At 52.5% G+C, this 15,924-nt stretch carries 13 protein-coding genes and 1 other annotated feature; of the genes, 3 read left to right on the top strand and 10 right to left on the bottom strand.

Going from position 1 to position 15,924, the window contains the following annotated elements; translation table 11 throughout:
- The first annotated feature begins 361 nt into the window (after window positions 1-361).
- On the top strand, window positions 362-835 hold the full coding sequence (locus tag C2I18_RS20310) for a hypothetical protein (protein WP_249897548.1): 474 nt from the start codon (window positions 362-364) through the stop codon (window positions 833-835).
- A 497-nt stretch (window positions 836-1,332) separates the two neighbouring features.
- On the opposite strand, the gene C2I18_RS29850 is transcribed toward C2I18_RS20310, so the two are convergent.
- The 3 genes from C2I18_RS29850 to C2I18_RS20290 form a co-directional block, all read right to left on the bottom strand.
- Window positions 1,333-2,891, bottom strand: a protein-coding gene (locus tag C2I18_RS29850; protein WP_481857813.1) for an IS3 family transposase whose coding sequence is annotated in 2 segments (ribosomal slippage) — window positions 1,333-2,258 and window positions 2,258-2,891 — 1,560 coding nt in all. Because the reading frame shifts where the segments join, the coding sequence is not laid out codon by codon here.
- A 135-nt stretch (window positions 2,892-3,026) separates the two neighbouring features.
- On the bottom strand, window positions 3,027-4,286 hold the full coding sequence (gene tyrS, locus C2I18_RS20295; protein ID WP_249902182.1) for a tyrosine--tRNA ligase: 1,260 nt from the start codon (window positions 4,284-4,286) through the stop codon (window positions 3,027-3,029).
- A gap of 115 nt (window positions 4,287-4,401) precedes the next feature.
- Window positions 4,402-4,626 (bottom strand) — a binding site (T-box leader).
- A gap of 151 nt (window positions 4,627-4,777) precedes the next feature.
- A complete protein-coding gene (locus C2I18_RS20290) occupies window positions 4,778-5,209 on the bottom strand; it encodes a MarR family winged helix-turn-helix transcriptional regulator (protein ID WP_249897547.1) in 432 nt (143 codons plus the stop codon).
- 162 nt (window positions 5,210-5,371) lie between these two features.
- Here C2I18_RS20290 and C2I18_RS20285 point away from each other — a divergent pair, with 162 nt between their 5' ends.
- Window positions 5,372-5,827, top strand: a complete 456-nt coding sequence (locus C2I18_RS20285) for a CBS domain-containing protein (RefSeq protein WP_249897546.1) — start codon at window positions 5,372-5,374, stop codon at window positions 5,825-5,827.
- 148 nt (window positions 5,828-5,975) lie between these two features.
- Here C2I18_RS20285 and C2I18_RS20280 read toward each other — a convergent pair whose 3' ends face one another.
- From C2I18_RS20280 to C2I18_RS20250, 7 genes are all read right to left on the bottom strand, one after another.
- Entirely contained in the window at window positions 5,976-6,968 is a 993-nt protein-coding gene (locus C2I18_RS20280) for an SGNH/GDSL hydrolase family protein (protein ID WP_249897545.1), read from the bottom strand.
- Window positions 6,965-8,353 carry an FAD-dependent oxidoreductase gene (locus C2I18_RS20275; protein ID WP_249897544.1) on the bottom strand — a complete coding sequence of 463 codons (1,389 nt, stop codon included), beginning with the start codon at window positions 8,351-8,353 and terminating at the stop codon, window positions 6,965-6,967. The genes C2I18_RS20280 and C2I18_RS20275 overlap by 4 nt, the downstream gene beginning before the upstream one ends.
- Window positions 8,354-8,397: 44 nt before the next feature.
- Complete coding sequence (locus tag C2I18_RS20270; RefSeq protein WP_249897543.1) at window positions 8,398-9,408, bottom strand: glycoside hydrolase family 130 protein; 1,011 nt, start codon at window positions 9,406-9,408, stop codon at window positions 8,398-8,400.
- 35 nt (window positions 9,409-9,443) lie between these two features.
- Window positions 9,444-10,346 (bottom strand): carbohydrate ABC transporter permease, encoded by a 903-nt coding sequence (locus C2I18_RS20265; protein ID WP_481857822.1) that lies wholly within the window; start codon window positions 10,344-10,346, stop codon window positions 9,444-9,446.
- A gap of 13 nt (window positions 10,347-10,359) precedes the next feature.
- Window positions 10,360-11,259: a carbohydrate ABC transporter permease gene (locus C2I18_RS20260; protein ID WP_249897542.1), complete on the bottom strand. Its 900-nt coding sequence runs from the start codon at window positions 11,257-11,259 to the stop codon at window positions 10,360-10,362.
- 74 nt (window positions 11,260-11,333) lie between these two features.
- The gene (locus C2I18_RS20255; RefSeq protein WP_249897541.1) at window positions 11,334-12,752 is read right to left on the bottom strand and encodes an ABC transporter substrate-binding protein; all 1,419 of its coding nucleotides are present in this window, start codon (window positions 12,750-12,752) and stop codon (window positions 11,334-11,336) included.
- A 205-nt stretch (window positions 12,753-12,957) separates the two neighbouring features.
- Window positions 12,958-14,187, bottom strand: a complete 1,230-nt coding sequence (locus C2I18_RS20250) for a glycoside hydrolase family 130 protein (protein WP_249897540.1) — start codon at window positions 14,185-14,187, stop codon at window positions 12,958-12,960.
- 222 nt (window positions 14,188-14,409) lie between these two features.
- Here C2I18_RS20250 and C2I18_RS20245 point away from each other — a divergent pair, with 222 nt between their 5' ends.
- Window positions 14,410-15,915, top strand: coding sequence for an FAD-dependent oxidoreductase (locus C2I18_RS20245; RefSeq protein WP_249897539.1), 1,506 nt, complete (start codon window positions 14,410-14,412; stop codon window positions 15,913-15,915).
- Window positions 15,916-15,924: the final 9 nt, after the last annotated feature.

Below are 15,924 nucleotides of genomic sequence, written 5' to 3'. Positions count from 1 at the left end.
GAAGAGTAACATTTATTTAGTACACTTAAAATAGAGTAACATTTCTAAGAGTACTTAGCAGCTTAGGTGCGCACCGCAGTAAAGTAACATACTTGATCACCGTCACTACATGCTGTAACGTTTCTCTGAGTAACATTAATTCTGTAACGGTAAAAGGGCGCAACTTCTACATAATGGATGAAGTTGCGCCTCTTTTTGTTGATTAGCGCGGGTGCAGCTGCTCTATGGCTCAGGGCTGTCTGGACTTGGGCGGGCGTCGGTGGGATAAAACCGGACAATCAAGGGTATTTGTGCCTTTGATTCCGGCTGTCTGGCATAGATTCGCGAAACCAAGGGTATTTGTGCTTTTGATTCCGGCCGTTTGGCCGGGATACGCGAAATTAAGGGTATTTGTGCCTTTGATTCCGGCCGTTTGGCCGGGATTCGCGAAACCAAGGGTATTTGTGCCTTTGATTTCGACCGTTTGGCCCGGATTCGGGAAATCAAGGGTTTTTGTGCCTTTGATTTCGACCGTTTGGCCCGGATACGGGGAATCAAGGGTTTTTGTGCCTTTGATTCCGGCCGTTTGGCCCGGATTCGGGAAATCAAGGGTATTTGTGCTTTTGATTCCGGCCGTTTGGCCCGGATACGGGAAATCAAGGGTTTTTGTGCCTTTGATTCCGGCCGTTTGGCCGGGATTCGGGAAATCAAGGGTATTTGTGCTTTTGATTTCGTGCGTTTGGCCGAGATTCGCGAAATCAAGGGTATTTCTGCCTTTGATTCCGGCCGTTTGGCCGGGATACGGGAAATCAAGGGTTTTTGTGCCTTTGATTTCGACCGTTTGGCGCGAATTTGAAAAATCAAGGGTACTTCTACCTTTGATTCGTGAGCTCAGCCATATGCGACAGAATCAAGAGGACTTTTCCCGCTCATTCCACCCTTTTGCCCGCCACACTCCAAATCAACGGGACTTTTCCCGCTAATCCCACCCTTTGGCCCGCCACACTCCAATTCAACGGGACTTTTCCCGCTAATCCCACCCTTTTGCCCGCCACAGTTCGATTCAACGGGACTTTTCCCGCTCATTCCTCCGTTTTGCCCGCCACACTCCAATTCATCGGGACTTTTCCCGCTCATCCCACCGTTTTGCCCGCCACACTCCAATTCAACGGGACTTTTCCCGCTCATTCCGCCCTTTTGCCCGCCACAGTCCGATTCAGCGGGACTTTTCCCGCTCATTTCTCGTGGTTCACCAACCGCCATCTTCCTCCTCGACCTGACCAAAAAGGCCATCCCGCCAGTTCATAATGAACTGCACCCCGTCAAGTAGACAGCGTAAATAATAAAAGAGTTTTAAGCGGCCTTGGTCCTGAATTCTATAGGACTGAGGCCGTTTAGTTTTGCCTGTAACCGTTCATTATTGTAAAAGTGAATGTAGTTCTCGACATCCTTTTGGAGGTCTTCAAAAGTCCGGTAGGTATGTAGGTAGTACTTCTCACATTTTAGAGTCCCCCAGAAAGATTCCATCGGTCCATTATCAATACAGCAGCCTACACGGGACATACTTTGCTTCATTTCAGCTTTATCTACCATTTCCTTGAACTTCAAGGAAGTATACTGAAACCCGCGGTCGCTATGGAGCAGGGGATGACTTTGGGGGGCAGCTTGTACCGCTAGCTCAAACGTCTCAAAGACCAGTGCGTTGTTATTAGAATGCCCTAGCACATAAGAAATAATGGACTTGTCGTGCAGGTCTAATATAGCGCTCAAATAAGCCTTCTTTCCGCTCCCATATTTGAATTCGGTGACATCTGTGACCCATTTTTGGTTCGGCGCTTCAGCATGGAACTCACGGTTCAGCAAATTCTCTGCAACCTGCTGAGGGGTAGAACCCGCGTACGTCTTTCGCTTTCTGCGAATGACCGACTGAATGCCCTGGAGCTTCATGAGACGGTATACTCGTTTCGCATTAATCGGTTGGTTCATCTGCCTTCGTAAATGAAGTGCCAGTCGGCGGTATCCATAGATCCGTTCTACTTGTTCATACAAGAGAAGCATCTCCTGCATTAGCTTCTCATTGTCTCTCTCTTGGCGACTCGGTGTGCGGCTTAGCCACTTGTAATAACTTGACCGTGCAATGCCTGCAAGCTCGCACAGTAGCTGAATGGAGCCGTATCCCTCTTGTTGAACGGCCTGAACAGCCAGATAGATGTTCTCTTGCCGAACGGAACTTAAAGTCGCCTCCTTTCGATTTCGTCTAACTTTTTTAACAAAGCGTTCTCCGCACGGAGCCGCTCATTCTCGTACTCCAGCTTCTTCATGGCAAGCTTGTAGCGATCCGCCTCCGTTAGCTCTTCCGGCGCCTTGGTGCGTCCTCTACCATCCCTTAAAGCGTCATCTCCGCCGCTCTGGTACTTCTTCACCCAACTGTAGACTTGCGGGTAAGACACCTTAAATTGACTTGCCGTCTTTGTGTAATCGAGTTGATGTGCAAGGCAGTACTGCACAATGTCGATCCGCTCCTGCCATGTCGTCAAACGCCCCTTGGTCATCGCTTTCGTTCCTCCCGAATTTGCGGTTAAGCTTTTGCTATGACCATTATACTTCTTAATCCAGTTCGCGAGTTGGGTTTGACTTGCAATTTGATATTTGTAAATGACTTGGGTTTGAGACAAGCCTCCTTCGAGAACATCCTTCACGGCCTTTCGTTTAAGTTCTGCGGAATAGGTCCGGTTATGGGTACGGGTTTCCAACCCTGGGTAGCCGTACGCCTTGTACCGCCGTCTCCATTCTTGGATGGAACTCTTCGACACACCAAACTTACCGACTGCCGCATTTAATCCGATAACTCCCTCTTTAATTTCCTGAAGAATCGCTAATTTCTCAGCTGCTGCAATGTTTTTTCGCTCCATAAAAATGCTCCCCATACAGTAACAGGTTTTTATTATTTCACCTGTCTACTATATGGGGAGCATATCATAACTAAGCCGGGATGGCCTTTCTTTTACATCCGTTTCAATATGGGCCAGAGGCCAGCAGCAGGCTGCCTATACCAGCTTCACCAGGCTGTAGTTCTTCTTGCCTTTGCGGATGATGATGAACTTGCCGCCAATCGCGTGCTCGGCAGTAATTTCAACATCCAGCTCACTGACACGCTCGCCGTTGATGGAGATTGCACCTTTGGTAATGTCTTCACGCGCCTGGCGTTTGGACGGCTCCACGCCGAGATCGACCAGCCAATCCACGATATTTTTTGATTCTTTAGCTGCCGTGTAGGTTGGCATTTCTTTGAAGCCTTCCTCAATTTCATCGGCAGTCAGAGAACGGATATCCCCGCTGAACAGTGCGGCGGTAATGCGTTTCGCCTGCTCCAGCAGCTCCTCACTGTGCACGAAGCGGGTCATTTCTTCAGCCAGCGCTTTTTGCGCTTCACGTTTGTGCGGCTCAGTCCGGACCTTTTCTTCCAGGGCTTCAATTTCCTCTTTGCTCAGGAACGTGAAGTACTTGAGGTATTTCACCACGTCGCGGTCATCGGTATTCGCCCAGAACTGGTAGAACTCGTACGGTGTGGTTTTCTTCGGATCGAGCCATACCGCGCCGCCTGCAGTTTTACCGAACTTGGTGCCGTCTGCTTTAAGCATCAGCGGGATGGTGAGGCCGAAGGCTTTGGCTTCAGCGCCTTCTTTTTTACGGATCAGGTCGAGGCCGCTTGTAATATTGCCCCACTGGTCGGAACCGCCGATCTGCAGCTGCACATCCTCGTGCTTGAACAAATGCAGGTAATCGATCGACTGCAGGATCTGGTAGGAGAACTCGGTGAACGAAATTCCGCTGTCCAGCCGGCTGGATACAACGTCTTTGGCCAGCATCGTGTTGATGCTGAAGTTTTTGCCGAAATCGCGCAGGAACTCAATAACATTGATGTCCTTCGTCCAGTCATAGTTGTTCACAAGCCGTACCTGGTTATCGCCTTCGGTAATGAAAAGCTTCTTCATCTGGGCAGTCAGCGCTTCAACATTCTCCTGCACCTGCTCCAGCGTCTGCAGGGAACGCTCGCTCTGGCGTCCGCTTGGATCGCCGATCGTTCCGGTAGCTCCGCCGATCAGAATCACCGGACGGTGTCCGGCTAATTGGAAGCGTCTAAGCATCATAAAAGGAATCAAATGACCGATATGCATGCTGTCCCCGGTCGGATCTACGCCGCAATACAGCGAAACCGCCTTACTATTCGTTAATTCCCGCAGTCCTTCCGCATCTGTCTGCTGGTTAATGGCGTCGCGCCACTCCAGTTCATCGATAATGTTCAACATGTACAGCCCCTTTTTTAGTTTTCGAATGGTTTAGAGATACGTCTCAGGATTGGCACCATAGCAGGGATAAACGCCGGTTACACAACAAAAAATCGCCCCTTGTCTATTCAGACACAGGGACGATTGAATTAACCGTGTTACCACCCGGATTGCACGGACAGCATAAAAAGACCTATCCGTACCACTCTTAGCGAGTTATCGTTCGCTTAGCTCCGCTTGGCATTACCCAAGATACTCCAAAGTGTAATTCGCAGCCCTCGTATGTACCGGGTTCCATCACCCCCCGGCTTTCTGTAACAGGGACTAAGCTGCTACTGCGCTCCTTCAACGTATACTAACTATAAGATTACAGAAAGTATAGCCCAAGACCAATTTTGTTGTCAAATGGTTCATGCAGGTCTGCTGATCATCCTGCGCTATCCGCCAATCTTTGCGACCAGAAACTGGCGCAGTCCGCTGTATTCACTGGAATTACGAACACGGTTAGCTCACAATTTATCAGAAATCGATTCATTGAGCTTCTGCAGCAGCTGCCCGAAACGTTCCCGCTCTTCTCCGCTCCAGTCCTCCAGCACCTTGCCCAGCTGCTCTTTGCGGAGCCTCACATTCTCGTTCAGCGTCTCCAGGCCGAGCCTGGAGATTTGCAGTGTATAGGCCCTGCCGTCATTGGGGTCGGGAACCCGGGAGACATAGCCCTTCTGCTCCAGTGCCGCCGCCTGTCTGCTGACGGTGGAAATATCGAGACGAAATTCGTCGGACAGCGCCTTCACTCCCGCAGAACCATGCGAAGCAATCTGATTCAGCAGCAGGTAGGCGGAATGGTCGAGTGTGCCGATTTTTTTGTAGGTGCTCATGGAAGTCAGGCGGCGGCTGAGCAGTGCCATCTCCAATTCTATAATTTCGATCGGGGGTTTGTTCATGATGTTCGTTACCTCTCTCTCAATCCGGGGGATGCCGGATATTACTTGCCGCTGTGCGCATGGGCATTGACATCATTATATCCAATTGTATAATACAAGCATATACTTTCATTATACAAGTTGTTAAGGGGAAAGCCAGCGAACTTCTATTGGGGGAAACTTATGAAAGCTCACGAGATTATGATCAGACAGGTATATAAGGTTAAGGAATATGACACCGTGCAGACCTTTATCGAAAAATGCATCGAGCACCGGATCAGCGGCATGCCTGTGATCAATGACCGGAACGAGATTGTTGCTTACTTAAGTGACGGGGATATCATGCGTTATATCGGCAGACATGATGATATCATCGTCGATTCTTTTTTTCAGGTTAATGTGATCAAAGGCGACGAAGATGAGTTCGAGGACAGAACCCGCAAGCTCCTGAACCTCAACGTAATGAATATCGCCAAAAGAAAAGTGGTTACGGTACCCTGGGATGAAGATATTGAACGCATCGCTGCCATTCTCGGCAAAAAGCAGATCAAAAAGGTCCCCGTGGAGCGGAACCGTGTACTGGTGGGCATTATCAGCCGGGGTGACGTGATCCGCCACTCTTTTAAGGCTCTGCTGTAGCCAGGCTGCCGGCTCCTAATATCAGGTTAATCTGTACATGCAAAAAAGTGCTTCAACAGCAGGCTTTGAGCTGCAGCCCTATTCGAGGCTGCAGCTCATTCCCAAGCTGACGGAGCACCTTTTTTAAATTGATAATGGCTATTCGTTCTTATAATGGAGCGGCTGCAGCCTGAAGCAGTTCCGGGAACCTGCGTCCCATTACCTCATAGCCTTCGGCCCCCGGGTGAAGTCCGTCTGTCAGCAGAGCCTCATCCTCCTGCCCCAGCCAGTCCAGTCCATCTACATAATATAAATGGCGGTCTCCCCTCCTGCGCAGCAGCTCCACAGTCTCACGGATTCCGCTCCGCATAAGCGGCAGCGTAAAGCCAAGGGGATTCTCCTCTGTTTCGCGGATTGTGCCATAGATTGGTGAAATCACGAGCAGCGGCGTCTGCGGGTGTCCCTCCCGGATAGTCTCCAGCAGGCCGATCAGGAGCGGACTGAACATTCTCGGGCTTACCGTGGCTGCGCCGTAGATATTCACGCCCGCACAGATGGAGATGAAGTCTGCAGACAGGCCGCGGATCATCCGCCCGATCATCGGCTCCATATGGCAGTTTCCGGAAAAGCCGAGATTGGTCAGATTGAACCCGCAGGCTGCGGCTGCAATGGCCGGCCATGTGCGGGACGGACTTGCGGCCGCCACGCACTGGGTGATAGAGCTGCCATAGGTGACCCATTTCGGACGGGCATCCGGCAAGGGATCACAAAACGCTTCAGCATTTACCAACAGTCCCGTTACAGTGACTCCGGTATTTTGCGGCAGATAGATCTCCAGCTCTTTAACGCCAGCGGGAAGTTCCCTGAAATCAGCCCTTGTCTCTCCCGCAGGCAGTCTGAGGCTCTGGAACAGCACTCCGTCCACCATAGAGTCCATAACCGCAGCTTCCGCCAGCGGTGCGAATGAAATGAACAGTTCCGCAGAATCAGTAAAAAATCCTAACCGTACCCCCGAGCAAATCTCCGCCTTGCCCCCGATCCCCCCGGGAGGAAACAGATCATAATCCGCAAACGGAATACGCCAGGGCTTGATCCCCTCTTTCCTGTGCTCCAGCGAAACGGCGCCGTGGAACCATTCATCCGTTAAATCAAGCGGTCTCATTCCGGTACTTCTTCCTTTGCCCCGCTATCCTCCACAGCCGGCACAAAATGCTCACCTAGCCACACATCCTGTTCCAGCAAAAGCCGCTGGAGCTCAGCAACGGAAATCCCGCGTGATCCCGTTCCTTCCTTCAGCGCCAGTGCTGCTGCCGTTCCGGCAGCCTGCCCCATGGAGAAGCAGTTCGGCATAACACGCAGAGAACCCTGGACGGCCCGGTCTGAGGATGCGGACCGCCCGGCCACCCAGAGGTTGTCTATGCCGACAGGGAGCATAATCCGGTAAGGCACCCCGTGGGATACCCCCGGCGGCAGATGGTTGAAGGTCATCTGGCTTTTGCTGTCCGCGAGATGGATATCGATGTAATACGCATTGCGGGCAATATCATCCGGGAACGAACGTGCGGCAATAAAGTCGTCTGCTGTCAGTATATAATCACCCTGGATGCGGCGCGTTTCGCGGATACCCAGCTGCTCACCGCTTGCCACCATGTGGGCCTCCTCAAACCCCGGCACATAGCTGCGGAAGAACTGCAGCTGCCGCCCCGCCGTCCGGCGGCCTTCAATGGCGCCGCGTGTTAATGCCTCGGCGCTGGTTCCGTCCACCCCGAACACATGACCGAAGTTGACGCCAACCAGGTAGTCGCTTACCCAGGCCAGGCCGGAGATTGATCTGCGGCCTTCCGGCAGCGCGCCTGCGTCCATGGCCCGGGCAACCGTCTGGTGCAGCTGGCCGGTATCCCCCGTCTCTTCCAGGAACCTGTTAAATTTCTGCCGGTCCACATTGGCCAGCAGATAACACATGCTGCCAGGCTGAAGCTCGCCTTCCGCCCCGCCTTTCTGGAAGGGAACACCGGACAAAGCGGCAATATCCCCGTCGCCGGTGCAGTCTATGATATAGCGGCAGCGGATGAAGGAACGGCCTGTTTTGTTGACAATGATTACGCCTTCGACCGAGCTGCGGTCGTCCGACAGTACCACATCGTACACAAAGGTATGAAAGAGCGGTGTAACCCCGCTTTCCAGAACGGCATCGTCATAGACCCGCTTCAGCACCTCCGGATCAATCGGAACCCAGTCCAGCTGGTCCCCGTATTCCTTACGGTAATCCGGATTGCATGCCTGCTTCATCCGTTCTATCAGCGTAAGGCCCAGACCCCGGATAACCGGCTTTTCCTTATCAGTAAAAGGACAGAAAGCGGGAACGAGCGCAACGGTCCCCATACCCCCGAGAAAACCTCTCTGCTCCACAATCATCGTGCTCGCGCCGCCCCCGGCAGCGGCAACTGCCGCAGCAATACCTGCTGCACCGCCGCCAATGACCAGCACATCCACCTCGCGCGATACCGGGATACTGGCGGACGGCAGTGTCAGATAACCGTAATTCATCTCATGATCCTCCTGTTCTGTATGCTAAACTTGTCATTTGCAATTTATGATGATTTGCCTTCCAGACATAGACGCAGCAGATCATCCACATGGGCAGTAGCGAGACATTCCACCGTGTCAGCGGCACCGTAATAAATTTTGACCTCACCGGAATCCTCCAGGATCATACCGCCGGGAAAAATCACATCATTGCGGAAGCCGCCGCTTGTCTCATAAGGAGCCTCAGGCGCAAGCAGCGGCATCGGCGCACGGCCGATAATCCTGCCCGGGTCCTCCGGATCCAGCAGCATAATACCTGCCGTATAACGTTTCTTCCAGCTGTCTTCCCAGCCGTTCTTGCCCCGGCTGTGGTCAATGTCCACCGCGTGGAATGTGGTCAGCCAGCCCCGGTCCGTCTTGACCGGCGGCGCTCCCGGACCCACCTTGTCATTGGCAAAGGCGACATCCTCAACAGCCAGCAGCAGCCTTGCGTTCCCCCAGTACTTCAGGTCCGGGGAATCGCTCATCCACATATCGAAGCGGTCGATGCCGCCGCGGCTGTATACCGGTAACGGCCGCTCAAGGCGTACATACTTGCCCCCGATCTTCTCAGGGAACAGCACCATGTTGCGGTTATCAGGCAGTGACAGGCTCAGCACTTCGAAGGACCGGAAATCCTCCGTAACGGCGATACCGCCGCGCAGGCCATGTTTCGTATCGACGGCAAAACACATATAGCAGCGGTCACCAATTACCGTCAGGCGCGGATCATATACCCGGACAACCTCCTCGTCGTTCCAGGACCAGCAGGGCTCCGGCTGCACCTCCCACTTGATGCCGTCATCGCTGAAGGCCAGCCCGAGATTGGTGGTATGGTGAGGGGCCACGATCTGCCCGGCTTCATCACCGTAATCATTGCGGAAGACCATGACATACTTTCCTCTGAATTTGGCCACCCCCGCATTGAATACCATGGCTGGTCCGTAAGGGACATCGCCGGGCGCAAGAACCGGATTGTGCGGATAACGGGTCATAATCCGGCTTGAAGATAAAGGACCTACCGTAAATTGTTTCATGTATCGAATGCTCCTTTGAGAAATGAAATATTGGATTATCCTTTGACCGAACCGGCTGTAACCTGAATAAAGGTCTTGTTGGCCAAAATATAAGCCAGCAGCATCGGCAGGATGGACAGGCAGGCCCCCGCCATCATCAGATGGATCTGCATCGCCGCCGAGGAGCCGTAGCGCAGATTCGCGAGTCCGACAGTCAGCGTCTGCAGCTTCGGACTGGTCATCGTAAAGACGAGCGGCAGAATGTATTCATTCCAGGAATGGCGGAAGGCGAACAGCCCGGCTACGCCAAGCCCCGGTGTCAGCAGCGGCAGGATGATGCGGAAGAAGGTACGGATAAATCCGGAGCCGTCCACCATGGCCGCTTCATCCAGCTCTCTGGGAATCGCCTTGAAGAATCCCTGCAGCATAAAAAAAGTGCTGGAATGGGCACTGATCAGAATCAGAATGACTCCCCACAGCGTGGTATTCAGATGCAGGGCGACCATCAGGTCAAACTGCGGACGCAGCACGATCGCGCCGACCGAGATGAACATCATGGATGCCTGAACTGTTACATACAGGGATTTGCCGGGAAAATCGCGCCGGTCGGCCACATAAGCCGCCATCGACGCCACCAGCAGTGTGCCCGCGGTCACCATGATACTGACAAAGGCACTGTTCCAGGTATAGCGGGCAAAATTGGCCTGTTTCCAAGCCTCCGCATAGTTGGCGAATTGCAGCTTGGCCGGCAGCAGGCTTCCGCCGGTCATCATTTCAGCGCCGGTCTTGAAGGAGCCGGACACGGTCATCACCAGCGGGAACAAGGTCAGCAGCGCTGTCACCAGCAAAAACAGCCACATTACTGTCCGGGACAATATTTTGCCGGCATTGCCTGCAGATTCTCCCTTGGAAAGCCCCCTCTGCCCCGCCGGCTGGTTGGATAATACATGTTCGTTCATCTTGCCACGCCTCCTAATAAACCTTGTTCATTTTGCGGCTCAGGAAGAAATACAGTCCCGTGATTCCTCCGACAATAAGGGCTGTTGCAAAGCCTACCGCACTGCCGTAGCCGAGCTGCTGGGTTACCGGGGAACCGGTGGATACCGGGAAGAGCAGCTTATATAAATAGAGGTACATAACCTCTGTTTTGCCGATGGGACCCCCTTCCGTAATGACCATGATGCTCTCATAGCCCTTCAGGGAAGCGATAATTGCCAGCATGATGACCATCTGGGCCACCGGAGCAAGCATCGGAAGCGTGATGTGCCAGAAGCGTTTGCCGGCGTTAGCGCCGTCTATGGCTGCGCTCTCGTACAAATCCTGGGGAATGCTCTGCAGACCGGCGAGAAACAGCAGCATATAATTGCCGACCGCGCCCCACACCGCCACAAGGATAACCGTCAGCATGGCATACTTGGGACCCAGCCAGTCAACCGGCTGTGAGATGAGGTGCAGCTTCAGCAAAAGTGTATTAACCATCCCGTTATAAGAATTGAAGATGTTATAAAAAACCACAGAGATGACCGCAGTACTGATTACCGTCGGCATAAAATAGATGCCCCGCAGCAGGTTGCTCCCCCGCAGTCTGCCATTCAGAATCACTGCCAGCAGCAGGGAGATCGGCAGAGTGAGCAGAAGCTTGCCTCCGGCATAGATGAAGGTATTGCCTACGGATTCCCAGAACATGCTGTCACGGGCCAGTCTGCGGAAATTATCCAGACCAATAAACAGGGCTTCACCGTACCCGGCGTAATCATAGAACATGTAGCGCAGCATCCAGAGCAAAGGATAAATGCCCAGCGCCAGTGTAAGAACGATACTCGGCAGCAGAAACAGGGAATTTTCCCCGAATCTTTTCCGCTTGATATTCATAGTCAGTGTTCCTCCTTCAGGAAAAGAAAAGGGGCTTTCGCCGGAGAGATCAGCCAAAGCCCCATCCTTGCCTCTTATTCTCCCTGCGGCTTACTTGGATCAAAATCAGGGTCCGGCGTTACAGTCACTTCGCCCTTCTCAACCGCTTTGTCCAGGGCTGCGTTGTATCTTATGTTCAGATCTTCTGTGATAGCCTTGGCATCGCCGCCCGATAGCATATATTTGAAGAAAGCATCCGCATAGGTCGCACCTTCCGGTGTTACAGCCGGTGTAGCAGGCCAGAGCGAGTCATGCTCTCCGACAAGGAAACCTTCCATTCCGGCGATGTCAGGGTTTTGCGCCTGCTCCACGATGCCTGGAACGACTGCAATGCCGAAGCCTTTCTCATGATAAGTCTTTAGAATGTCGTCGCCGTACATGTACTGCATGAACTTCCAGGCGGCTTCCTGATTAGCCGATTTCGCACTGATGCCCAGCCATGTACCGGCGGAGACGATCTCGGAGGTTCCTTTGATCTGGCCGTCCAGTGTCGGCGCCAGGGAACCGGCCCAGTTGATTTCCGTCGGGAACTGGTCTTTGTAGACCCCGGGCTCGGTCGAGAAGGACAGATACATTCCGATCTTGCCGGCGGCGAATTGGGCCCGCAGCGGATCGATATCCAGCGTGGCTGCGCCAGGAAGAATACTGCCATCTTCATGCATCTGCTTGAAATATTCGATAACCTGTGAATAAGGTGCGAAATCGAACTTGCCTGTTTTCAGATCAAAGCCCAGCCCCTGATAACCGCTCAGGGAAAGGATTTCCCGGATGGAACGGTCGAATGCAGACTTCGGGCTTTTAAAGTTCAGTGCAAAGCCGTAGACGCCCTCGGACTTGCCGGCCTCGGTAATTTTCCGGGCGCTGTCGACCATTTCCTGCAGCGAGGCCGGAGGATTCTGGATGCCTGCTTTGGCAAAAAGATCTTTGTTGTAAACGAGGCGCAGGGTTAGGCCGGTGTTAGCCAGAGAGTACAGCTTACCGTCAAAACGGTTGACATTGTCGAGCTCCAGGCTGCCGAACTTCGTCTTCATGTCATCGGTAAGATAATCGTCAATTGGCGCCAGATACCCTTTTTTGACAAACTCGGATATGTTGCCGCTCTTCAGCCGCAGCAGGTCCGGTGCCTGGTTGCTTGAAAAGGCAATGTCGACGCTCTGTGCATAATTTTCAGACATGACTGTCAGTTCCACCTGGATATTCTCGCCGTTGGTCTCGTTGAAATTGTTAATTAATTCTTTGATATACTCCTGGTCATGACGGTCGTCTGTCCAGTATTTAAGCTGTACAGGCTCGCCCTTTGGCGTATTGCCGCCCGTATCAGCAGATGGAGCTGCCGTGCTGCCGCCCGGTGCTTCAGTCGCCGCACTGCTGCTGCCATTGTTGCTGCCGCCACACCCGGCGATACCGGCGGCCAGCATGAGGCTTAAGCTGAGACCCAACCATTTTTTCTGCATACGTTCTACCCCTTTGTTTAACATTTGTATTGTGAGCTCATCTATTATTATAGGTGTCTGCCCCTGAAAAAGGAGTGCGGCAGACCCACTCTTCAGGGACAGAATTCTATGGTCTGACAAATCAAAACCCGGACCGGACGGCAAGGGAGCTTACACTCCTCTGCCGTCCGGTCCAGGTTAGCAGCAATCATGATTGGCCGGCTGGTTATTGTCCGGTCAGGTTCCCGGACTCATCAAATTGACGGATATAAGCCAGCAGCTCTTCAAAGTTGACCCGGGCAATTCCTACCTTCTGGTCTGCAGCACCATAGGACATGATTAAATCTTCACCCATGACAATCCCGCCGGTAGTAAACAGGCACGGTGTAGGATAATCCTGCGGCAGCTCCCACTCCCGCTCTGCATACATCAGACGCTCGGAGCAACGGTGAATCACCACCGGAAAATTGTTCTCCTGTTCCTTGATGATCATAAAGGATTGTGTGTATCCAAACTGTACGTTCTTCTTGGCGTGATAGGATACCAGCCATTCCTTATTCCCTAGGGATACAGGCGGCCAGCTTGCACCGACCCGGTTCTCCTCCCAGTCAAAAACCGGATAAGCCAGAAGCCTGTGGACCGCCCTGGGAGATGCAAAATCCTCAATTGATTCCGCTGCCGCTAAAAATATGGAAGGCTTGTTAATCTCCGCTCCTCCTTCAAAGGGCAGGACATTCATCGGCCTGTGCAGCATTAAGTACTGCATTTTACCGGCAATCCTCATTTTCGCCGGGAACAAAAACACATCCCGATTGTCACTGACATGTCCTTCGGTAAGCGGGCCAACATATTTAAATGCGCTTTCATAGTTTTTTTGCTTCAATTCCTCTAAATCCAGCTTGTAGAGAACGGTGACTGTAGCATTGGAGCGGGCGGCTGCAATAAAGTGATCGGAAGCATCCCCTTCAAATATCCAGCCGGGAACATATTCGAAACGTGTCTGCACCGGGGGCTCCTGGCTTCCAAGCCAATAAGGGCCGGGAGGGAACGCGCGGCAGGCCACCGTCACATATAATTCCCCCTCAATATAAAAGATGCGCGGGTCTTCAACACAGCCGTTGGCATAATTACGTACTTCATTTCCGTTAATATCCGTGACATACAGTTCGTGCTCTTCATACCCCAAGGCAGGGGCGAGAGCCGGCTTTGAAAAGTCTGCATCCCATGTTGCTCCCCCATCACAGCTTTTGGCATAACCCAGAAAAATCGGATAAGGCTCGTGACACCCTGCTCTTCTTTTTTGCGGCCACGGCCCTGTAGCCCTGAACAGCATATGGATTTCACCGGAATCAGGATCTTTGATAATAGCGGGGTTCAGGACCATCTTATCCGCCCAGCTGCAGCCTGGGACAGGTTCAAGAGCCGGCTTTTCAAAATAGCGGAATTCGGGCTTCATAGTTCCTCCTTTTGGATTCGCAAATTACAATCGTCTGGCGTTTTTCAGAATCACCTTATCATAAGCAAACCCTTAGTACCAAAGCCTTTTCCGGCAAAAATCCGCATTTCATGAAAACAGTAAGATCCATCAACTATAAAAGGAAGATCCATCATTCTCGCCGGACCGGCAAGCGCTTTATAATAATGTCTGCAAGCAACATTGCAAGGGAGGAGAAATACAATGGATCAGGAGAAACAGTACGATATCGTAATTTACGGGGGAACGGCAGCAGGAATTACTGCGGCGGTTCAAGCCAAAAAGATGGGCAAAAGCGCAGTAGTCATCGAGCAGGGCCGGCGGATCGGCGGCTTGACCAGCGGGGGGCTTGGAGATACGGATGTGGGAATGAAAGAGGCTGTCGGTGGCTTATCCCTGGAGTTTTACCGGCGGATCGCCCGGAAATATGGCCAAGACGGAGCCCGCTGGCTGTTTGAACCCAAAGTAGCCCTTGAAGTTCTGCAGGACTGGGTATGCGAATACAACCTTGAAGTCATTTATGGAGAAAGGCTGGATTTAAAGCACGGGGTTATCAGGCAGGGAACAAGGATCATCTCCATTGTCATGGAATCCGGGAGCATTTACAGCGGTAAAGTGTTTATTGACGCTACTTATGAAGGAGATCTGATGGGGAAGTCCGGCGTATCCTATTTTGTCGGCCGGGAACCGAACTCACAGTATGGAGAGACATTAAACGGTATTCACCCGGGCACCGAGCTTAATGAGCTGCCCGGCGGGATTGACCCTTATGTCATTAAAGGGGTGCCTTCGAGCGGCCTGCTCCAGCGTGTCAACCCGGACCGGGGCGGTAACACGGGCGATGGCGACAGCAAGCTCCAAGCCTATAATTTCCGCATGTGTCTGACGGACAATCCCGACAACCGCATGGAGATTGAGAAGCCGGAGGGGTATAACGAAGCTGATTATGAAATATTGTTCCGGGCCATCGAGCAGGGCCAGCGTACACGTTTTTTCAAATTGAACATGGTGACTTCTGACAAGACGGATTCCAACAACAACAGCGGCATTTCTACAGATTACAACGGAATGAACCACGGCTATGCGGAAGCGGATTATTCTGCCAGAGAACAGATCTGGAAAGCCCACCGCATCTACCAGCAGGGCTACGTCTGGACCATCCAGAACCATCCCCGGGTGCCGGAGGACATCCGCTCAGTCTACAAGCCGTGGGGCCTGCCGCTGGACGAGTTTACCGAAACCGGCCACTGGACTCCCCAGCTCTACATTAGAGAATCCCGCAGAATGATCGGTGACTATGTGGTAACAGAACATGATGTCAGGCTGGATAACCCGGTGCCGGATTCTATCGGCATGGGCTCCTTTGCCATGGACTCTCATCATACCCAATACTATGTTAACGAAGACGGGCATGTAAGCACTGAAGGCGGATTTTATGTCAGACTCGCCGCGCCCTACCCCATCAGCTACAAGGCAATTGTACCCAAACGGACGGAGTGTACCAATCTGATTGTGCCGGTATGCGTTTCTGCTACTCATGCAGCCTACGGCTCCATCCGGATGGAGCCTGTATTCATGATCCTTGGACAATCGGCTGCGGCGGCCGCCATACTTGCGCTTGAGTCGGACGGCATTGTTCAAAATGTTAAATATGAACAGCTGCGTACCCTGCTTGGCCAGGCACATCAGGTTTTGTATACAGAAATCTGATTTCCTGTA

Source organism: Paenibacillus sp. PK3_47 (assembly GCF_023520895.1).
GTDB lineage: Bacteria > Bacillota > Bacilli > Paenibacillales > Paenibacillaceae > Paenibacillus_AQ.
The sequence above is the reverse complement of the archived record's forward strand: the minus strand, read 5'-3'. Positions and strand labels throughout refer to the sequence as shown.